16 protein-coding genes and 4 tRNA genes are annotated in these 21,478 nt (G+C 42.5%); 10 read left to right on the top strand and 10 right to left on the bottom strand.

What is annotated here, in order from left to right; all coding sequences use genetic code 11:
- The 3 genes from L1D50_RS11005 to L1D50_RS10995 form a co-directional block, all read left to right on the top strand.
- A partial coding sequence (locus L1D50_RS11005) for a hypothetical protein (RefSeq protein ID WP_239966045.1) occupies positions 1–293 on the top strand: 293 nt, incomplete at its 5' end.
- Between the two features lie 27 nt (positions 294–320).
- Positions 321–974 (top strand): HAD family phosphatase, encoded by a 654-nt coding sequence (locus L1D50_RS11000; RefSeq protein ID WP_239966044.1) that lies wholly within the window; start codon positions 321–323, stop codon positions 972–974.
- A gap of 167 nt (positions 975–1,141) precedes the next feature.
- Positions 1,142–1,981, top strand: coding sequence for a DNA ligase (locus L1D50_RS10995; protein WP_138521977.1), 840 nt, complete (start codon positions 1,142–1,144; stop codon positions 1,979–1,981).
- An 83-nt stretch (positions 1,982–2,064) separates the two neighbouring features.
- On the opposite strand, the gene yeiP is transcribed toward L1D50_RS10995, so the two are convergent.
- Together yeiP and L1D50_RS10985 are read right to left on the bottom strand one after the other, a co-directional pair.
- Positions 2,065–2,634, bottom strand: coding sequence for an elongation factor P-like protein YeiP (gene yeiP / locus L1D50_RS10990; protein ID WP_010606026.1), 570 nt, complete (start codon positions 2,632–2,634; stop codon positions 2,065–2,067).
- 83 nt (positions 2,635–2,717) lie between these two features.
- Complete coding sequence (locus L1D50_RS10985; protein WP_239966043.1) at positions 2,718–4,049, bottom strand: tetratricopeptide repeat protein; 1,332 nt, start codon at positions 4,047–4,049, stop codon at positions 2,718–2,720.
- A 1,429-nt stretch (positions 4,050–5,478) separates the two neighbouring features.
- On the opposite strand from L1D50_RS10985, the gene L1D50_RS10980 reads away from it, so the two are divergent.
- A complete protein-coding gene (locus L1D50_RS10980) occupies positions 5,479–6,789 on the top strand; it encodes a hypothetical protein (RefSeq protein ID WP_239966042.1) in 1,311 nt (436 codons plus the stop codon).
- A 308-nt stretch (positions 6,790–7,097) separates the two neighbouring features.
- Positions 7,098–7,463, top strand: a complete 366-nt coding sequence (locus L1D50_RS10975) for a hypothetical protein (protein WP_239966041.1) — start codon at positions 7,098–7,100, stop codon at positions 7,461–7,463.
- 205 nt (positions 7,464–7,668) lie between these two features.
- On the opposite strand, the gene yghU is transcribed toward L1D50_RS10975, so the two are convergent.
- On the bottom strand, positions 7,669–8,541 hold the full coding sequence (gene yghU, locus L1D50_RS10970; RefSeq protein WP_239966040.1) for a glutathione-dependent disulfide-bond oxidoreductase: 873 nt from the start codon (positions 8,539–8,541) through the stop codon (positions 7,669–7,671).
- Positions 8,542–8,903: 362 nt separating this feature from the next.
- Positions 8,904–10,082 carry a multidrug effflux MFS transporter gene (locus L1D50_RS10965; protein WP_239966039.1) on the bottom strand — a complete coding sequence of 393 codons (1,179 nt, stop codon included), beginning with the start codon at positions 10,080–10,082 and terminating at the stop codon, positions 8,904–8,906.
- 163 nt (positions 10,083–10,245) lie between these two features.
- Here L1D50_RS10965 and L1D50_RS10960 point away from each other — a divergent pair, with 163 nt between their 5' ends.
- The gene (locus L1D50_RS10960) at positions 10,246–10,716 is read left to right on the top strand and encodes a hotdog fold domain-containing protein (RefSeq protein ID WP_010606036.1); all 471 of its coding nucleotides are present in this window, start codon (positions 10,246–10,248) and stop codon (positions 10,714–10,716) included.
- On the opposite strand, the gene L1D50_RS10955 is transcribed toward L1D50_RS10960, so the two are convergent.
- From L1D50_RS10955 to L1D50_RS10930, 6 genes are all read right to left on the bottom strand, one after another.
- Positions 10,713–11,108, bottom strand: coding sequence for a polymer-forming cytoskeletal protein (locus L1D50_RS10955; RefSeq protein WP_239966038.1), 396 nt, complete (start codon positions 11,106–11,108; stop codon positions 10,713–10,715). The genes L1D50_RS10960 and L1D50_RS10955 overlap by 4 nt on opposite strands.
- 37 nt (positions 11,109–11,145) lie before the next feature.
- Positions 11,146–12,228, bottom strand: a complete 1,083-nt coding sequence (locus L1D50_RS10950) for a M23 family metallopeptidase (RefSeq protein WP_239966037.1) — start codon at positions 12,226–12,228, stop codon at positions 11,146–11,148.
- A 142-nt stretch (positions 12,229–12,370) separates the two neighbouring features.
- Positions 12,371–13,684: a fumarylacetoacetase gene (gene fahA / locus L1D50_RS10945; protein ID WP_138524834.1), complete on the bottom strand. Its 1,314-nt coding sequence runs from the start codon at positions 13,682–13,684 to the stop codon at positions 12,371–12,373.
- Positions 13,685–13,816: 132 nt separating this feature from the next.
- Positions 13,817–14,863, bottom strand: coding sequence for a 4-hydroxyphenylpyruvate dioxygenase (gene hppD, locus L1D50_RS10940; RefSeq protein WP_128728562.1), 1,047 nt, complete (start codon positions 14,861–14,863; stop codon positions 13,817–13,819).
- A 418-nt stretch (positions 14,864–15,281) separates the two neighbouring features.
- Positions 15,282–16,718: a peptide MFS transporter gene (locus L1D50_RS10935; RefSeq protein WP_239966036.1), complete on the bottom strand. Its 1,437-nt coding sequence runs from the start codon at positions 16,716–16,718 to the stop codon at positions 15,282–15,284.
- A gap of 575 nt (positions 16,719–17,293) precedes the next feature.
- Positions 17,294–20,173 carry a hybrid sensor histidine kinase/response regulator gene (locus L1D50_RS10930; RefSeq protein ID WP_239966035.1) on the bottom strand — a complete coding sequence of 960 codons (2,880 nt, stop codon included), beginning with the start codon at positions 20,171–20,173 and terminating at the stop codon, positions 17,294–17,296.
- Between the two features lie 764 nt (positions 20,174–20,937).
- Between L1D50_RS10930 and L1D50_RS10925 the strand changes: the two genes are divergently transcribed.
- The 4 genes from L1D50_RS10925 to L1D50_RS10910 all read left to right on the top strand — a co-directional run bounded on the left by L1D50_RS10925 (position 20,938) and on the right by L1D50_RS10910 (position 21,467).
- Positions 20,938–21,013, top strand: a tRNA-Phe gene (locus tag L1D50_RS10925).
- Positions 21,014–21,076: 63 nt separating this feature from the next.
- Positions 21,077–21,152, top strand: a tRNA-Thr gene (locus L1D50_RS10920).
- A gap of 152 nt (positions 21,153–21,304) precedes the next feature.
- Positions 21,305–21,380: transfer RNA gene (locus L1D50_RS10915), tRNA-Phe, on the top strand.
- A gap of 11 nt (positions 21,381–21,391) precedes the next feature.
- Positions 21,392–21,467, top strand: a tRNA-Thr gene (locus L1D50_RS10910).
- Positions 21,468–21,478 lie beyond the last annotated feature (11 nt).

The raw sequence follows: 21,478 nt of genomic DNA, 5'->3' as shown, positions 1-21,478 counted from the left end.
GTTTTTGGAATTATCGAGTGATATATTGTGAAGCGACAAAAGATGAAGCGGCTTTATATCAAATCCATGAAGTGGAATATAACTTAAATGGCAAGGTAACGAACTGGTCTGAAACGGGTGCTGCACCCTTTGGTCGTTCGATGGAAGAGTTGCAAGCGGATGCAGATAGACTGAAGTCAGCTTTCGATAAGCCAATTCTAAAAGTAATTAGACAGCCACGGGGCTATACATTAGTTGAAGTTGATAGCGGTGAAGAAGCTACTGCTGAGCCACCAGCAGGGATCAACGGTTAGTTAATACAACCAAGTTAAGGAGTGTAAATGCGTTTTCAGGCAGTTTTATTTGATTTTGACGGTACATTAGTTGATTCAGAAGCACTCCATTACCAAAGTTGGATGAAGGTGTTAGCCCCGTATCAAGTTACTTATACGGAGCATGATTTTTGTGATGAGTTTTCGGGTGTACCAACGCTTAAAGCCGCCAATATACTTAAAGAAAGGCACCAACTTGCGCCTTCTGCCCGTGATTTATGTGATGAAAAAAATATCGTCTTTGTCGCAACAGCTGCGGAAGTACTCCCCAGATTAATGCATTTTGCAAAACAAATTGTTGAACAAACCTCAAAACGTTGTCCGATCGCACTCGTGACTGGAAGCAGCAGAGCAGAAGCGCTCCCAGTTTTACGACACTATCAGCTACTAGAGCTGTTTTCTGCGATAGTGTGCAAAGACGATGTCGAACGGCCAAAGCCTCATCCTGAACCTTATCGCAAAGCGCTCGCTGCGCTAAACATTGCGCCACATGAAGCCGTGGCAATAGAAGATACCTACACAGGGTTAACTTCAGCCAAAGAAGCTGGGTTAACCACGGTTGTTGTACCAAACATGCACTCAGCTAAGCAAGATTTAAGTCTTGCTGATCATTCATTTACCGATCTCGAAGCGGTTTTTGACTGGCTTTGCCCTGAAAGCTAATACGGATTGCTATAAAGAGGGGGCCTTTTAGTCAAAGCTTGTTTGATTTTACAAACTTCGATTGTTGTGTAATCTTTAAGCATGAAATTTATTAATTTTTAATATCAGTGAACGTAAACAATGCACCTAGTCGCTGGTATTAAATATCCACTGCAAAGGATTATGCTATGCGATATTTACCATTCTTATTCTGTCTATTATTAGGTTTTTCCAATCTCCTTTATGGAAATGAAACCGACACAAAAATCCAGCTTGCTTCGGTATATCAAGGCAACGAAGATATTTCTAATTATCTTGTTAGTGAAAAGTTCGATGGTGTGAGGGCCATTTGGGATGGCTCTCAACTGCGTACGCGTGGCGGTCACTTAATTAAAGCACCAGACTGGTTCACGCAAGGATTACCTGATACTTGGTTAGATGGCGAGTTGTGGGCTGGGTACAATAACTTCGCTTTTGTGAGTGCGATTGCAAGGCGCCACGCCCCTAATAACGAACACTGGCGTCAAGTGACTTATTATATATTTGACGCACCAAATTCTACAGAAATATTCGCTAAGCGTCATGAGCGTTACTTAAGCCTTCTCAGCCATACTGAGCTATCACACATTAAACCCGTCAAGCAGCTATCATTTGGCTCCGTTGAGGAGCTAAACGATTATTACCATAGTGTATTAAAACGAGGTGGTGAAGGGGTCATTTTGCATGCTAAAAATGCTAAGCACGAAGATGGAAGAACAACCAACGTATTAAAATATAAGCCGTATTTGGATGACGAAGCCATCGTGATTAAGCATTTACCCGGTAAAGGAAAGTACCAAGGAATGATGGGATCGCTTCTGGTGAAGAATGCACAAGGTAAGGAGTTTAAAGTCGGAACAGGGTTTAGCGACGAAGAGCGCGCATCACCACCACCGATTGGTAGTCAAATTACCTATCGATATCAAGGATATACTAAGTTTGGTAAACCGCGTTTCGCGCGATTTTTAAGAGTAAGGCCAAAATTATAGAATGGCACTACCGCTGCAAAGAAAACTTGGGGATTTTTATACGCTAGCGAGCACTACGGCTCGCTATCAAAAGCGCAATGGGCTTATTCTGCACGGCCCATGAACTTAGATTCAGCGGTGTTGATCTTAATTTTGTCACCGCTTGAAATATGTTCAGGAACTTGAACAACAAGGCCTGTCGTTAATGTTGCAGGCTTTGTTCTAGCACTAGCAGATGCACCCTTGATTGAAGGAGAAGTATCTTCAATCACAAGCTCTACGCTTGAAGGTAAGTCGATAGAAACTGGCATGCCCTGAACCACGACGATAGATAAACCTTTCGTTGATTCATCGATAAATAACAATTGCTCAGCAATAGACTCTTTATTCAGGTGGTATGGCGTGTAGTCTTCATCATCCATAAACACATATTCATCACCATCTACATATGAAAGCATTGCAGGGCGACGGTTAAGATCTGCAAGTGTTAGCATCTCTTCCGCTTTAAAAGTCTCATCTACTTTAGAGTTATCTACTACATCGTACATACGCATACGGTATAGGCTACCACCAGCGCGACCTTGTGGTACTGAGCGCTCAATATCACGAACAATCATTACGCGGCCGTTATACTCGATCGCGGCATGTTTTTTAATTTCACTTGCCTTTGGCATAGCTTAATTCCTAATACAAATAAAGTTGGCACAATATAATCATTTTTCGGCTTTTTGGCGAGTTTCAAAATTCACTCTCAGCCTCAAATACCGTATAAAGTCGTCATTTCTGAGTACTTGATCCCAAAGTGCTGGTCAAACCAACGGTTGATATAGTCATGCTCGGGCTCAAGCTTGGCACAGCGCAGGATATTTTCGCCTTTATTGGTGCCAAGTGCCTGTCCACAGTAATTTTGCTTCCAAGCTAGCGTAAGATCTTGAGAGAATTTTTTTAGTAATTCGTCAAATGTCTTTTCTGTTACCTGTGAAAGGTTAAGAAAGTCTGGAGACAGTGGTGTGATATTAAGTTGCTCAAAATCAGCCTGATGTGCGCGGGTTTTGTTATGCTTACTATCGCTTGCACTGCCTTTGATATAACGATGGGCTAAACTCGCCTCATAATTGACATTGATATCAAATTTTTCATCGTAGATGGTCACGGGATACGTGAACTCTCTTGTGACTTCTGCGGTATGCGTGTTATCTAAGTTATTTGGATCAGGTCGTTCAACTTTCTGTTGATAATGCTTACGCTGAATATATTGGTTACTGGTACGGTAATAGTCCGCATCTGCGTATAGCTCTAATGAAAGCTGTTGGCTACCATTACTATCAAACCAGAGGCTGTTATTAAATGCCGTATTTAGGTTTGAGATAAATGCGCTGTATTGTCCTTTGATTGAGTTGCCAAAGCGCAAGCCAATATCGACACGATCTCGTATGTTCATCGCAAAATAACGACTTTTATCTTGGTTATCTACACGTAAACGTTTTGGAGTTTGCCACGCTAAACAGTATTTTTCGGTGAAACTTTTTAAATAGAAGCGTTGTCCGCTGACTTGTCCTGCAAGTTCATCACACTTTTTCTGCGCTTGCGTTCTTAGCGTGTCGTAGTGGATGCTCATGGCGCTTGCTAATTGCGCATTGCTGATCAGGTGGCGATAGTTATGTTCAAAAAGCTTAAACTTGTCGGGGTAGGGGGTGTTTGAGAGCGAGCGGGCTTCGTCGAGTAACCATTGCCTCGCGTAATCAAGCTCTTCTCTTTGGGTATTTGCCATTGCACCATTCGGTTTCATCTGCCATTGTGCTTGGTTTTTTACGATTTCCTCAAGTCTGGTCGCTGCTGCCGTGTAGTTATTTGCTAAGCGAAGCATACGCACATCGATAAGACCTTTATCTATAAGCTTGTCTCGCGCCAGTGTTAAGCCTTGCTTTGCTTCAAGATCCTCGGGGTCTTCCGCGAGTGCTTGTGAATAATATTCAGCAGCTTGGCGGTACATACCCGCTTCGTAAAGTTTATTGCCTTTATAAACCAGCGATTTACAGCCGCTGATAGCTGCCAATATTGCAATGATGATGGCGGTTTTCTTGATCATAATATCATTCCATTCGCGCAAAAAGTTCCATAAGCACAGTTATTGATTTTAGTATCCATTCGCTTCAATTACAGGCGCACCCGTTCCTAAGCTTTTAACAGGCTTATAATACATAGTTCTGGCGAAATCTACATCACTGAATTGTTACGATTTTGTTTTGGGAGGTATTGAATCTCGCTGTGTTGGTTTGTTGTCCTCCTGACAGGTTTCGACGCCCATCCATGGGCTACGACAACCTTTTCTTTGATGCCCAAAGAACAAGTATGCAAAAGAAAGGGCACTCCCAACATCACACTGACTCCTCAAGTAAATTGCCAATATGAACGTCACCGCTGTGTAAGGGACATCCCTGTCACAGCTTTTCACGCATCCATGCGTTGAAATGACGCATTGGTAATTTACTTTCGGGTGTGATGAGGGAGGAAAACGGTGCTGAAAGCTTTTTTGGTGCTTGTAGGAAAATTAGCTGCTTTTGAGAGAAAAACTAGAACGCACGGTCAATACCATACCAGAAAAACGTAACTTCTCGGCGGGTGAACCGCCTCCCACAAAACGATTCAGACTGTGAGTTAGGAGGCTACGCTGATAGTTTTTGCAACCCTTGCAAACAGCTTCACCGTAAAAATCGTAGACGATCTCACAAGCAACTTATTTCCCCTCCATCACACCAGAAAAGCATAAGCCGATATGCAATGTGCCGACAGGATGTCGGCCAAGTCTTGTCTGGTATAGGGACGTGCCTTACAAGACGGTTGCACTATATCGGCTTAGGGTTTGAGGATTGAGTGTGATGCTGGGGCGACGTTTTCTTGGTTCGTTCTTTTGCGTCGTTTCAAAAGAATGAACGAGGAGCGCATGGATGCGCTTTGATATTAACCAAGGAGGGTAAGGCTAATATGTCCTCCTGACCGATTTCGACGCCCATCCATGGGCTACGACATACTTTTCTTTGATGCCCAAAGAACAAGTATGCAAAAGAAAGGGCACTCCCAACATCACACTGACTCCTCAAGTAAATTGCCAATATGAACGTCACCGCTGTGTAAGGGACATCCCTGTCCCTGTCACCGCTTTTCACGCATCCATGCGTTGAAATGACTCATTGGCAATTTACTTTCGGGTGTGATGAGGGAGGAAAACGGTGCTGCTAGCTTTTTTGGTGCTTGCAAGCTACTTAGCTGCTTCAGGAGATAAAACCAGAATTAACAAGCAGAGCTATTTCCCCCATATACAAGAAAATGCGCAAGTTGCGCATTTTTATCTTTCTCAAAAAATCGTAACTTGAACTTTTAATAATGTTGGCAATGAGTTATCAATTTTGTTAAAACTAAATCAATCATAAAAGTGCGCGATTGCAAATCAGAAATATGCGCGATTTGCGCACTATAAATTGTTAACTGTATCCTCGAATTAGGTAGAAGAGTCATAGATGCAAGAATTTTCACTTGAAAAAATGTCGGAAAATATTCATTACGGTAAGACTAAAGCCTACTTTAAGGAGGTTTTGTCTTCATATCACAATGAAAACTATAGGTCGGCAGTTGTTATGCTCTGGTCTGTTGCTGTCTGCGATATTGTTTTCAAACTACAAAGCTTAATCGATTTATACAATGATGCTTCAGCTAAGGAAATTCTAGATGAAGTTAGTGATATCCAGCGTAATGATCCAAAATCATCAGCTTGGGAACTGAAATTAATTGATGATGTTAATGATAAAACACACCTGTTAGATACATTAGAGTACGAAAACCTTCGATACCTGCAAAAACAAAGGCACCTATCGGCGCACCCTGTACTGAATAAGGAAAGAGAGCTGCACTCTCCGAACAAAGAAACGGTCAGATCTCTTCTGCGAAATACACTTGATGACCTTTTAACTAAACCACCCTTTTATACACAACATATTCTAAATGAGTTACTCGCCGATATTTCGGAATCTAGTGAGATCCTCAATAATAGAAAGAAAGTCAGAAAATATGTTGAAAGTAGGTATTTCAGCCGAACAACTCAGCCAGTGGAACTTAACATCTTCCGCTCTCTTTGGAAAATTGTGTTTAAACTTGAAAATGATCAGTGTAATAAGAATAGACTCATAAACCTACAAGTACTTGAGGTTGTAGCTGCGAAAAATAGAGCAGCATTGCCTAACGAAATCCAAGGTGATATTGACTTTTATAGTAATATCGCCAACTCAGGTGATCCTCTCCAATATTTAACATTCTTTCTCTCTCAAAATCATGAGCTTTTCCCAATATTAAATGAAGCCGCTCAGCTCAAGGTTGAGCACTGCATAAGAGATGACGATGTGGGAAAAACTGTAGGGTGGTTTGTTAAAGAAAGTCTTGAAAAACATGCAGAAGATATTGAAGAGTGGATAAAGAGTGATGAGCGTCCCGTATTCACGCCACCTCAATTTGAGGTCCTTTTACGGGTATCCGATTCCGAAGAGTGGCAGGAAAAATTTTGTAGCGTAGTTTCTACCTACTACGGTTCAAGTAGAAGCTTTGATCAAGCTGATTCACGTTTTCAGGCGGCCATCCCCAAATTTATTAAGCTATTCAATAAAGATGCGGTTAAGGATTTGGCCCAGAAAATTGAAAATAATGGGCAGTGCCACGATAGAGGTCGTGCAAGGCACGATTACACAATAATTAAAGAAAGAATAGATGAGTTGTTCGGAGAAGAGTTTAATTATCAAGATTATTACTGGTTTAGTAGGAAGCTGGGCCTAGATGATTAATACAGTTAACAAGTCAAAGCACTCGGACTTGGTAAAGCTGTCATCTTTTTTGTACCAAAAAAGCCGCCAACTTCACCAACCCGGTGTTTGAGGCGTTAATTCAAAGAGAGTTTAAGTGAAATTTCCAGAACTAGAAACATCTCGGTTAATTCTTAATAAGCTATCAAGAGATAACACTCTTGCTTTGTTAGCTATTTTTCCGACGAAAACGTGGTTAAGTTTTACGATATTGAAGGATATAAAACTGAAGCACAATCGTTAGCGCTAATAGACTTTTTCAATAGTCGTTTCTCCGAAGTAGGTAATCAATGACACGCATGCAGATAATCTATCTACTTGCCTCATGGGGCTGTACCGGGTTAGCTTGGATCAACGGCGCTATTCTTTTATGGGATGGTTTTGATAATCCAGAGTATCGGGTTATTACTTTCGCGGTCGCACTGCTTTTTGGCTTGATCGGTGGCACCGTTTTTGGGGTGGAAAGAAGTTTGCGTAGAATCTACCGATGTTCCGACAATACTTCAGAGGAGCAGGCGGGGTCAAAAGTTTCCAGTGCTTGGACACTACTCTATGTATGTCTTATTTTCGGAACGCTTCTCATAGGTGTGATAATGGGAAGCGGTTTAGTCGCGATCGTCGGAAGATTACAAAGTGGATTTCATATCTTTGGGTGAACACTAATGCAGATGTGTTCGACGCTCTAAAAAGAAAGTGCTGACCAAAGTGCTATAAATCCGTTGAAGAATACCAGCAAAAGCATTTTGCGCTTCTAGCAAGGTGCTAACACTATCTTTTCTGATACACAGACAATCGGGTTTGATTAAATCTGATTAATCAAACCCGAAAGATAAGGCTAACCCTTGTTAAACCAAGGTAAGGTTATGGTTCTAGTTTGTCTTGGGTGCTGGTTTCAAAGTCGCTGGCGTCGTGTCTTTCATGAAGCTGCTCATGAGGTTCTCCCCATGTTCTATTTACCATTTTTCCGCGTTTGACCGCATCTCTTGAGGCGATGAGTCCAGCCCAGCGGATCACATGTTCATAGCCATTGACGTCTAAAAACTCTGCCGCATCATATAGGTGTCCTTGGGCTAGCACGCCATACCACGGCCAGATTGCCATATCTGCGATAGTGTATTCATCGCCACAAATATATTCTCTTGTGGCTAGGTGTTGATTTAGTAAGTCCAGTTGGCGCTTCACTTCCATCGTGTAGCGGTTGATTGGATATTCGTAGTGCTCTGGTGCGTAGGCATAGAAGTGGCCAAATCCACCGCCAAGAAGCGGCGCAGCCCCCATTTGCCAAAATAACCAGTTGAGGCACTCGGTGCGTTTTGTGGGATCTTGTGGAATGAACTTTTGGAACTTTTCAGCTAAATAAAGCAAAATTGAGCCAGACTCAAAGATTTTGGTAGGTTCCTTGGTGCTGGTATCTAATAACGCGGGGATCTTAGAATTTGGATTAAGTGCAACGAACCCTGAGCTAAATTGCTCACCTTCCATGATATTAATTAAAAAGGCATCATATTCTGCTTCTTTTACCCCGGCTGCTAAAAGCTCTTCTAGTAAGATAGTCACTTTCACGCCGTTTGGGGTTGCGAGGGAGTAGAGTTGTAACGGGTGTTTGCCTTGCGGTAGGGACTTTTCGAATCTTGCGCCTGCAGTAGGGCGGTTGATATTTGCGAATTTACTACCATCGCCACTTTGCCATGGCCACTGCCAAACTTTAGGTGGGGTATAACCCGATGTACTCATTTTATGAACTCCTTCTGTGACTGTCCAAATCCATTATAGAGTGTAGAAGTGAAATGGAAATGAACAAATTTCTGTGGTCACAGGTTTACTCGTTTTATCCAGATCTTAAGAGAGAGCTGAACAAGGTATCATCAAGAGGCTGGGGGAAAGTAGTAAAATAAAAAATGCCGATCAAAAGACCGACATTCTTGAATTGGTTGGGAGTTAAAACACAACAGTTTGTGTTGCTAAACAGGCTGCATTGCTACCTTGCTCACATACTTGGTAGCATTATGTACCGCCGTCCTTAACACTGATGCTGTCTGTATGATTATTATCATTGTTAGTTGTGACAATTTTACTACTGTTACGATAAATAATGTTTAAGCTGCGCTGTGAAGCTGGTGGCGATGCTTTGTGGCTAGTAATAGCAAGAAAGGTAACGCCAGTAATAAGTGCAAGGCAAGTTGCATGGGGGCATCCAGTGCCAGTGGTTGCGTCATGGTTGCAAGCACACCCGCACCGCTCATCTGTAATACTCCAATCAACGCTGAGGCCGTCCCTGCTTGTTTAGCAAACCCTGATAACGCTTTACCAGCCGCAGCTCCGATCGTAAATGCAAAGCCAATTGATGCCATATACATTGGCAGTACAAAATGCGCTATTTCAGTTTGTGGCAAAGCCAGTAGCAACAGACCACTAAAGCTAAAAACGGCGAGACCGAAAGTTAATGACTTTTGGCTATTGCGTTTGATGAAGTGGGGAGCAACAAAACTTGCGACAATACTCAACGCCGCGTTACCAGTAAACCAAAAGGTAAAGTCGGAAACACTGCCGCCCATTTTTGCCATGATCCACCCCGGAGCTGAGATCACAAATACCAGCATTGCTGCCATACCAAGCATTGTTAAGGCGGCATTGTATAAGAAAGTTGTGCTACTGAGCATCGGCTTAAAACGTCTCAAATCTAGGATATGACCGCTGTAATGCGTATCTTCGGGGCGAGTCTCTTTATAGATAAGAGAAACTAAGATGAGGCCAAGAACGGCAAAGCCAAACAAAAAGCTAAAATTACTCTGCCAGCCAAATTCGACAGTGAGCCATGCACCTAAAATTGGCGCTAACGCTGGGATAAAACATACAATACCATTGAGGTAAGTGATCATTTGGCCACTGCCTTTGTGCCCAAAACTATCACGAACAATGGCAAAGGCGCTGACAAAAGTAGCACACGCCCCCAAGCCTTGCAGCACTCGAGCTACCATCATGAGTGGCCAAGTGGAGGCATAGCTTGCCATTATAGCACCAAGCGCAAATAAAATTATTCCAACTAGCGCAATCGGCTTACGACCATATTTATCCGCAAGCGGACCTGCTATCAACTGTCCAAGACCCACAGCTAGCATATAGATACTCACTGTTTGTTGAATTTGGCTTTCCGATACTTGAAGACTGGACTGCATATCCACAAATGCAGGTAGATAGAGATCGATACCTAAAGGGCAAAAGATAACAAGTAAAGCGAGAATAAAAATCAGTGCTTTTGAGTTTGATTGGGTCATGGCGTCTCCTTTTGGTCGCTATTGTATTGTGGAGAACGAGAAAAGACAGGACAAAGCGCCGATTTAGCAAATTTTTAAGATATTTTATTCGCTGATAATTGTAGATGGTTGATTAACTGGTCAGATGTGTTAATTTTAAGCAAAATCATTATAGAAAAATCTTATGTCTGCACCACTTTTAAAAATTTATAAAAGGATGAGTTGGTTGCCATTTGGTAAATGGATGTTTAGTAAGGCGGTATGTCGTAAAGCTCCTTACTTTGGTACCATCAAGCCTAAAATCACACAATTGAAGCCTGGCGTTTGTAGGGCGACCATTCGCAACCGTAAAGCCATTCATAACCACATAGGTACGGTTCATGCGATTGCACAGTGTAATCTTGCGGAGCTATGTGCTGGAGTCATGACAGACGCGACCATCGACCATAAGACCCATCGCTGGATCCCAAAGGGGATGTCAGTGCAATACTTAGCCAAAGCCGAGACCGATCTGCATGCCGTGGCGCAAATAGAGTACCCAAGAGCATGGCAAGATAAAGAAGAGCTAGTTGTACCGGTGGAGGTCTTTAATACTGCAGGGGAGAAGGTATTCCACGCCGACATTAATATGTATATCAGCGCGAAAAGATCTTAATTGTTTATGGTTTGATCACCAGAAGAGTCAATTGCCGTGACGTTATTGGCTCGCTCATTACGGTGTGTTAGTTTTCCATCGACGTGCGCACCGGCTTCGATCGTTAGGGTTTCGTGTTCTATGTTGCCAAAAACTTGAGCGCTGGGAAGCAGCGTGACTTGTTTGGCCTGAATATCACCTTCCACTTTGCCTAATATAGTCAGCTCATTGGCTTGGATATTACCTTGTACTAAACCTTTATTGCCGATGATTAGTTTTTCTATGTCGAGATTGCCATGGACGGTGCCATCTAATTGTAGTTCACCTTCACAGACAATATCGCCCGTGACTTTAGTGCTTTGAGCAATAATGGCTGGGACGTCGTTTCGTTGGTTTTTAAAAGAGTTAAACACGAATGCCTCACTATCGCAGCGTAATTGCAATTAGATGTTACTTATTGAATGCGCGGGCGATTTTAATTGGGTTTAGGTGTTTTTTACCTTGAATCACTTCATAGTGCAAGTGTGTAGCCGTACTTCTTCCTGTGCTGCCCATTAGTGCAATTACGTCACCTTTATTGATTTGCTGGCCTTTTTTTACCTTAATGGTGTGAAGGTGGCCGTAGCGTGTGGTGATGTCATTGGCGTGCTCAATTTCAATAAAATTGCCATAACCGCCATTTTTCCCCGCTCGTTTAACGGTGCCAGAGGCTGGGGCTACGATCTGTGTTTTGTGCCAACCTGCGAGATCGATACCTTTATGATAAGCACGACGGCCAGTTATTGGGTCTTTACGAAAACCAAAAGCACTAGAGACATAATATTTTTCCTGAGCGACAGGTAATGTGTCTGGCAGTTGGCCAATCATCGTCGATAGCTGCGCATAAACTGCGTATTGGTCAATGGCATTAATAAAGCTGGCTTCTACCAATTCTAAGTCGGCTTGGAAGTAGGGGCCACCTTGCGCTTCTGAGAAATCAGATGATAATTGTAATCCCGCACTATCGATGGATTGTTGCATCGCTGCAATTTCAGCGCTGAATGATTGTCCAAGCTGTTCGCTGAGCTGTCGTTGTTGAATGAGTAGAAGACTGGCTTGGGGAGCAAACTCAGCTGTAGAGCTTGGTTGTGGATTTTCAATGTCTGAAGATATTTCTTCTAGCTCGCCTTCCGCTACGTTGTCGTCAGTTGTTTGGGTCGAGTCAACTAATGACTCAAGCACACTGTGCTGCTGTGACAGTTGGTCAAGCATGCCTTTTTGCTGTGCTAATCGTGCTTGAAGCTGTGATTTTTCTGCTTGCCACTTGGCTTGCAGCTGCGCAAAGTTTTGTTGCTCTTTAGTGAGCTTGTCACCGTTTTCTTGTAATTTGAGCGAGGCATTGGCTATCCACATAGCGACTGCAAGCAAAATCAAAATCGAGCAAGCTTGAACCCAAGATGGCAATTTCAACATCTTGACAGTTGCGTCTTGACGAACAATTAATTGAGTTGGCTTAAACAGCTTTAGATATAGGCGCTTGAGTACTTGCAACATTCAACCTCGGATTTAAATCAGCGCTACACTCTAACAATTTTTAGTCAAATTTCCAGTTTTTAGAACTAAAAAAAGGCATGAAATCATCATGCCTTTGATTTAAAAGTAAATAAAATTGCGATTAACTCACAATTAATTGCGATTATTTTGCTGGAAGTATAGTGCCTTCAACAGAACCAAAACCGATACGGTTATAGCCATTAGCTTCACACCAGCCGCGCATAATTACTTTATCACCATCTTCTAAGAACTTACGCTCTTCGCCATTTTCTAGAGTAATGGTTTCTTTGCCGCCACGTGATAGTTCGAGTAATGAACCCGCTTCTTCGTGCTCAGGGCCTGATTGCGTACCCGAACCTAGCATATCGCCTGGTAAAAAGTTACAGCCATTCACTGTGTGATGTGTCACCATTTGCGCAACCGTCCAATAGCTGTGCTTGAAGCTGGATTCAGACAATTTGCTTGGTTTAGCGCCTTCGCTACGCATTTTTTCAGTCTCTAGTAAGACATCCATGCGAATATCAATAGCACCAGACTCGCGGTTTTGCGTTGATTCTAAGTATTCCAGCGGTTGTGGATCGTTTTCATCACGGTGCCATTGAGTACGGTATGGTGCCAGAGCCTCTGTGGTTACAACCCAAGGAGAAACCGTTGACGCAAAGTTTTTCGCAAGGAATGGACCTAATGGTTGATATTCCCAGGCTTGCAAGTCACGTGCAGACCAATCATTGAATAAACAAAAACCAAAAACGTGATCTTCAGCATCTTTAATCGCGATAGAGTCACCAAGTTCATTACCTTTACCTAGATAAATACCTAGCTCAAGCTCGTAGTCTAGGCGCTTACAAGGACCAAAAGATGGGGTATCCGCATCAGGTGCTTTAGTCTGGCCTTTAGGGCGAGGGAATGTTTGACCTGAAACACCTATAGATGAAGAGCGACCATGATAACCGATTGGTACCCACTTGTAGTTTGGTAGCAGAGGGTTATCAGGGCGGAACAGGCTACCTACCGCTGTTGCGTGATAGATAGAGGTATAAAAGTCGGTGTAATCGCCAATGTGGCAAGGTAAAGCATATTCCACGTCATCTTGTGCAACCAATGCGCCTTCTAGGCTCGATTGCAGTTCAGAGCCTTCACGTAATGCACGAGAAAGCGCAAGTCTTAGAGCTGACCAGTACTGTTGACCCATACCCATAAATTCGTTTAATGCTGGGGCATTTGCCGCTTCTGCAGCCTCTGCTGCATCACCTGAAAGTAGGTTAGCGTCAACAACAGCACCAAGATCTAGTACTTGATCGCCAATCGCAACACCGCCACGAAATTCTTCGTTACTGTTCTTACGGCGAAATACTGCAAAAGGTAAGTTTTGAATAGGGAAATCAGTTCCAGTCGCATTCGCACTAGCTACCCAACTCTTTAATTGGATGTCGTGTGTTTCGTTAATTTGAGACATTGCCCTTCCTTTAATTTTGGCTTTCAACTTGAGTTATGGTCAAAAGTGAAAAACTCAAGTCGTAATAGCAATTTGATAAACCACAAAAAGCAGCTATCGCTAGCTGCTTTTTAATTAATTTAATAGGTGTACTTAGATCACGCCACGGCGCTCTTGGTCACGTTCAATTGACTCGAATAACGCTTGGAAGTTACCTTCACCAAAGCCGCCATCGTCAACACGTTGGATCATTTCGATGAAAATTGGGCCAAACAGATTTTTAGTGAAAATCTGTAGTAGGTAGCAATCTTCGCTTTGGCTATCTACCAGAATTTGGTGCTGTTTGATCTTTTCTTTATCTTCTTTAACCCAAGGCACACGGTCAAAGATAGTGTCGTAGTAGTGATCTACGATATCTAAGGTGGCAATGGTGCTCTTGTCGAGCTTATCTAATGAGCCAACCAAGTCGTCAGTCAAAAAGGCTAAATGCTGTACTCCTGGACCATTGTACTCATCTAAGTACTCATCGATTTGGTTGTTGTTGTCATCTTTACCTTCGTTGATTGGAATAGAGAAGGTGCCACATGGTGACTTAAGTGCATAAGAAAGTAGCGCCGTTTTTTGACCTTTGATGTCAAAGTAACGAACTTCAGTAAAGCCAAATACGTCTTTATAGAAGTTAGCCCAAGTTTCCATCGTTCCTTTATAAACATTGTTTGTTAGGTGATCGATGCGCTTAAAGCCTTTGTCTTCAACAACCTTTTGCTCTTCTAGGTCTACGAAGTCTTGCTCGTAGATAGAGCCTTTATCGCCAAAGTTTTCGATGAAATAGATAAGGCTATCGCCAATACCGTAAATCGCTGGGTATGGTAGGTCTTTGTGTGTTGAATCAGTCGCTGGTTTTGCACCACGCTCAACCGCAGTATCAAATGCCTTTTGCGCATTTTCTACACGCCAGCCCATAGAACAAATTGCCGGACCGTGGCTTTTCGCAAACTGTGCCGAGAAGCCTTCACGCTCGTTATTCAACAAAAAGTGAATATCGTGCTGGTTGTAGTAAACGATATCTTTGTCTTTAAATTTCTTTAGTTTTGAGAATCCAAAGTCAGTGAATACCTTATCCATGTAATCAGCGTCTGGTGTTGCATATTCTGTAAACTCGATGCCGACTAGGCCTAGTGGATTATTTACTTCACTCATTGTTTTACTCCCGTATTAAGCACTGGGTGACTTGTTAGTATTTATGACTGGATGATTAATCAAATTACTGCAAAGGGGAAGTTAGAGGCAGTAAATAGCAGTAGGAGAGTTTGTAAATTTAGTTGCACAATTGCCATGTAAAAGACACAAAATTGATACTGGCTTGACGATAATTATTTTTGCTTAAATTTTGACTGAAAATAGCAAGAAGTTTTGCAGGATATTCATTGGGGTTACTCTCTATTACTATGATTTTATTTGGTTTTTATGCTTTTTGTTGAGGGGTAACATGAAAAGGAGGTTTTTTATCATATCACTAAATTGAGAGGTCAAATGACGCTAAGTGTATTTAAATGTTTACATTTGACTGTTGAGAGAGAAGTAAACCACGCTAAATTAGCGTGGTTTACAGCAAATATTATTGCTTCTCAGCGGATACTTCTAGTTCTTCTGCAAGGTAATGCTCTTGCGTATGAGGTTCGTGCTTACCCTCAGCGCCGTGCATCCAATCTACAAGCTTGTTGCTTAATAGATACATTAACACAGCAGACAGCAAGGCTACGCCACCTAAACCAATGAAGATGCTCATCGCATTTTCCATCGCTTCTTGGCCTTCACCGATGAAAGAGCCCACAAGACCAGCAAGTTTGTTTGCAACAGCCGTACATAGGAACCAAATACCCATTAGTAGTGATGCTAAACGTAGTGGCGCCAATTTACTTACCATAGAAAGACCGATTGGTGATAAACATAGTTCGCCAAGTGTGTGGAACATATAGAACAACACCAACCAAATCATGCTGATCTGCAGTGTGTCACCCGCTTCGCCGCCCTCTGTTGCAAGTGCTAGCATCATAGTTAAGAAGCCTAACGCAAGGAAAACAAGGCCAATGGCAAACTTAACAGGAGAGTTTGGCTCTTTGTTATCTAGCTTTAACCAGATCATGGCTACTAATGGCGCAAATACGATGATGAAAATAGAGTTCAGCGACTGGAACCAAGAAGCAGGGATCTCAAAGCCCATAAACATACGGTTGGTATAGTCGTTTGCGAATAGGTTCATCAGGCCACCTGCCTGCTCAAAACCCATCCAGAAGATAATTGAGAAAACACTCATAGTGAAAATAACACGAATACGATCTTTTTCTTTCTTCGTAAGCGGCTCTTTTGTCAGAGAGTCAGACATCTGTTGAGAAAGTTTAGCTGAAGGTACTTTACCGATATCGCCAAGGTATTTCTGGCTTAAGATAAGCTGCATAACCACAGAAATGATCATACCTACACCCGCCGCGATAAAGCCAGCCTGCCAGTTAACTACTGCCGCTACATAACCGGCAACAAGTGGACCTAATGCACCACCTAAGTTGATACCCATATAGAAGATAGTAAATGCACCGTCACGGCGCTTGTCACCTTCTTGGTATAAATCGCCAACCATCGTTGAGATATTAGGCTTGAATAAGCCATTACCTAGACAAAGCAGTGCTAAGCCAAGGTAGAAGACGTTTACTTCTTGTCCTGCCACAACACTGTGAGGAATACCCATAATAAAATGACCTGCGGCCATTAAAATACCACCAATAATGATGGCTTTACGCTGACCTAATACGTTATCTGCAAGCCAACCACCAAACAGTGGAGTAAGATAAACGGCCATGGTAAATGTGCCGTAAAGGCTTAGTGCATCGGCATTACTCCAACCAAAGCCGCCATTTTGTACTTGTGCTACAAGATAAAGAACTAAGATGGCACGCATACCGTAGTAGCCAAAGCGCTCCCACATTTCGGTACCAAATAATAAGAAGAGGCCTTTAGGGTGACCCAGAAATTCTCCGGCCTTCGGAACTGAATTCATATGTACTTCCTAATCTAATCAATGTGTTGTATCTGGCCATTTTTATAAAGAATGCGTTATTGCATCTAATGTTTTCAATCAACACTGAATAATGAGCCATATACTTAGCATGCAACGTTAGAAACGATGCGCGGTAAATAGAACACTTTTCAATGCAGATTGGCATTGCTTGTCGAGTCACCGAGTAAACACCTTAATCAGATATCTACTTGTTGAGCTCAGGCATGCCTGTACTTTTTTTGAACGGGTGGCCAGTACCTATTTCAACTAGCGTTTGTTGTATGTAACGACTAACTAATTTAAAAAAGCGCGTCAGTATACTCAGTGAAAATTAATAGGGGAAGTGTTTGGAGTCAGAAAGCGAATAAAATGCGGTCAGTGATTCAGGGAGGGATCATTCTTGTGGGTGGCGTTTATATCTAAATGAATGACGTGAGCATTAATATCGCTGATATTTACCATTCATTGCAGGTGTCGGTGCAGGTCGACCTGCGATCCATTTTTCTTTACCTTGTTGAGAAAACGCTTGCCCCTAGTGGAGGCTGGAGTTGCGAGGGGGCAGTGCCCCCACATCATTAGGCCTCTTGGCTCAAATATTGTTGAATAAACTCTGTAGCGGCTAAAAAGTCCTGCTCCAACTTATCACGCATCTGAATAAGCTGATCGGTGGTAAGTGTGCCTTCTTTACACAAAGATTCAAACTCGATGGCTGTTTCTGCTACTTTTTCGGCACCGATAGTTTTAGAGATAGACTTAAGTTGATGGCAAGCTTCAATGATTTCCTCTTGGCTCATCGTGATCACCGCGCCGTTTATATCTCGTGTTAACTGACTACTTTGTTCTAAGTACATTCTGAAAAAGCGATTTCGTTTCGCTTCATCATGGTTTACATACTTGTTGAGCATGTCCATATTGATAGCTGGTGCAGGCTCACTGCCCTCTGTCGCAATAACTTCAGGCTCTACAAGCATAGCTTCATCAATAGCAGGCTCTAACTCTGCTTCTTGCTCGTCTCCTGCCTGTACCTGGCTAACGGCTACTGGCGCGGCTGATGGCTCAGTATTTTGTTGTGGTTGCTGTGTTTTTGGTAAGCTTTCAATACACTTATTGAGTGTTGCTTCTAGTACATTTAACTCAACCGGCTTAGTAATATAGTCATTCATGCCACCAGCCTCACAACGCTCCCTTTCGCCTTTTAGTGCATTAGCTGTCACGGCAATGATGTATGGTTGCTCAATGGTATCGGTTGCGGTTTCTACATAGTCTCTAATATGCTTTACCATGTCGTAGCCCGACATCTTCGGCATATGTAAATCAGTCAGTACGATAGGAAAGTGCTCTTTTTTCCAAAGTTCTAGGCCTTCCTCACCATTTTCCGCAACTTCGACGCCATAGCCTAACAGGTGTAATTGGTCGGTCAGCACTTGTTGATTTAATACGTTATCTTCAACTAACAACACCAATTTGTTGGTTGCTCTTGCTTCATCAACGCTTAAGAAGTCGTTGATAGTGCGTGAAGGAGTGGTATCTTTTGGTTTATGCAAGCCCGCAGCGACCAAGATGGCCGTCATAAAGCTAGACTTACACAATGGCGAAGCATTGAGGTAGAAAATATTTTTGTGATTGAGCGCAGCTTCGTCCATTTTACTTAATACAACAACTTGTTGTTCATTTTTTTCTAGCGAATAGACTACGGTTCTTAGCTCTTCATTGACCTTATCCATGCCGTCTAAGCCGTCGAGCACCCAAATTAATTGGTCTTCGTGCTGGTGTTCAGTTATCTCGCTTTCATCGATGGCAATCACGTTTGCACCCATAAATGATAGGTAGCGATTCAAAATAGTGCGTCTCTCGTTATTTGGGGTGAGTAGGGCAATGGAACGCCCGTTTAACATTTGCTTGTTCGCGTAATTTACTTTGCCATCCACACTAAATGGCAACTCCACAACAAACTCACTTCCCATGCCAATATCAGAATTAACATGGATACTACCAAGCATGAGCTCGATTAAACTTTTACAAATGGAAAGGCCAAGTCCTGTACCGCCAAATTCTCGGGTGATAGAGCCTTCAGCTTGAATAAACGGATTAAAAATCTCTCTTAATTGGGCTTTTGTCATACCTTTACCATTATCTGTAACGGTAAAGCGCAAGGTATAGTGCTCCGAGGTATTTTGCGAAACTTCTACGGAGATTTTTACATAACCTTGTATTGAGTCGTCTGTAGTCGTGAACTTGATGGCATTACTGCAAAGGTTATAAAGTACTTGCCTCACGCGGACGGTATCACCAATTAAATTGGTTGGAATGTCAGGAGCGATAAATAGTTGCAAGTCTAGCTTACGCTTTTTCGCTACTGATGAAAGTACACGTGCGACTTCCTCTGTGGTTTCAGCCACCGAGAAAGCACTATTATCTATGCGTAATTTACCCGCCTCAATTTTAGAAAAGTCGAGAATATCATCGAGTATACCAAGTAACGAGAAAGCCGAGTCGCGAATAATAGTGGTAAGGCGATGCTGAGCACCGTCAAGATCAGTTTGACGTAGTAAATCAATGGTACCAATTACACCATTCATTGGTGTGCGGATCTCGTGGCTCATGGTGGCTAAGAAAGTGGTTTTTGCATCACTTGCACGTTCCGCATTTAAAATCGCCTTTTCTAGCGCCAGCGTGCGGGCTTGAACCTCAGTTTCGAGACTTTCTTGAAGCTGTTTTAATTCATTTTGTGTTGCTTGGTCGGATTCTATGGATGATTGTACTTGCTTTAATAGTGCATTTATTGCTTTAGCAACCTCAGCCAGGCCACCACTATAATAAGTACCAACCGCCGACTTATAGTTTTTATCCATCGTCAGATGATTGATTTCTGAGATAAGCTCTTCAGTATCGTTACTCGATGTACCAGAAAGCTTGCGTGCAGTAATCACAACAATCAGCAAGGTACTAATAATAGCGACAGCGAGTAGTATATAAGCAAAGAACGGGTCGCCTGATGACGCAGCTGAAACGGGTGGGGTATAAGTCAAAATAAGCTCACCAACACTTTGCTCATCTAACCGCAGTGGGACGTGGTAAACCTGCATCATGCCTTTGCTATAAGATTCTTCACGATTCAATGCAATGACTTGCTCACCTGAACTTTGTTGAAATACCAAGTTTGGTTGTCCCACCCCTGTATTGACATACAAATAGGCGCCCAAATGTTCGTTAGATGCTATTAATGCGGACACAATCTGCTTGGCACTATCAAAACCATGTTGTGTAACTACCTTAGCAAGGGGAGCTGCAACTGTTGTTGCTTGCTGTTGCAGGTTCACGGTCGGCGCGGAAGAGACTGCAGCTTGCTTTGGCAGTAAGTAAGCACCTACGGCGCTGCACAGTCCAACAGTCAGTATTGCGATGAATAAAAAAAGTATCCGTCCATTTGCATTGGTATTCGCGCTATTTGCCATGCTTAATCCCAAAAGAATTATTTATACTTAGTAGTTGTAGTAATCCTATCACCTTCGGCAAGTTTTTACCTCTCGTTTTTCAATCAAAAGTAGTAATAGGGTGAGAGGTAAGACTATTTTAAATCTCTGAATAATCAGGTTGTTACAAGTGCATTGTCGGTCTCGGTAAGAGAGCTTGGAAGGCTGGGGTTTGATAGAGGCTAAATTTTACTTAATTCTTTTGTTAAATGATAAGTGTCCATGACGGTAATTGCGGTGGCTAATATAAACTTTAGCTCAAAGGCAATATTGCTTGCAGAGTTAGGTATAGGTAGCTTAGGTGAATGAGAGTTGCGGTAAACTAATGGCCGGCATGTCGGCTAACTACTGCTGCGTAAACTAGCTTCGTAATCAGAGGGTCAGTGCTAGAGTTGTCGCAAGGTAGCTACCTGTATTTTGACTTTATATAAAGATGAGAATCTAAAAGAGTGGGTAAGTGTCGTTTAGCTGTGATATCGGAAGAATAAAAAACATACCCTCTTGTTTGTTTCACTTCTTTATATGTACATTAGCCTCAAGATGTGGATTTCTATTTGTTATAGGCCTACGGTAATTTGTCTTACTCATAGAAATAAACCGATAAATACAGTAAAACATGGCTAGTCGGGCGTTTTTTCATCGAAAAAGCGGTATTTTAACCGCTTTGTCTGAAAACTGTGCAAACGATAAATGTATTTAAAAAAAGGGTTGACTTAGAACCGCAAAACCCGTTTAATACGCCGCACGCCCAGATAGCTCAGTCGGTAGAGCAGAGGATTGAAAATCCTCGTGTCGGTGGTTCGATTCCGCCTCTGGGCACCAAATTAAAATCATTGCATTAGCAATGTGGTGCATGCAGAAACTGCATGGTACACGAATTAGTGTGCCGACTTAGCTCAGTTGGTAGAGCAACTGACTTGTAATCAGTAGGTCATCCGTTCGACTCGGATAGTCGGCACCATTTAATTTAGGCGTCAGCCAATAATTTCTAGTTAGCTTAGTAAGAAGAGTTTCCTAGACATTAAAAAAGATTTGCCCAGATAGCTCATTCAGTAGAGCTTTTTGGAGTTGTATTGAAAATCCCTTTAAGGATTCAGATACTAAAAAAGATTTGCCCAGATAGCTCAGTCGGTAGAGCAGAGGATTGAAAATCCTCGTGTCGGTGGTTCGATTCCGCCTCTGGGCACCATAATTTAGTGTGCCGACTTAGCTCAGTTGGTAGAGCAACTGACTTGTAATCAGTAGGTCATCCGTTCGACTCGGATAGTCGGCACCACTTTATTTAGG

Origin of the sequence: Pseudoalteromonas sp. Isolate6 (assembly GCF_022398435.1) — a bacterium.
Taxonomy (GTDB): domain Bacteria; phylum Pseudomonadota; class Gammaproteobacteria; order Enterobacterales; family Alteromonadaceae; genus Pseudoalteromonas; species Pseudoalteromonas galatheae.
This window is presented reverse-complemented; position numbering and strand designations above follow the sequence as displayed.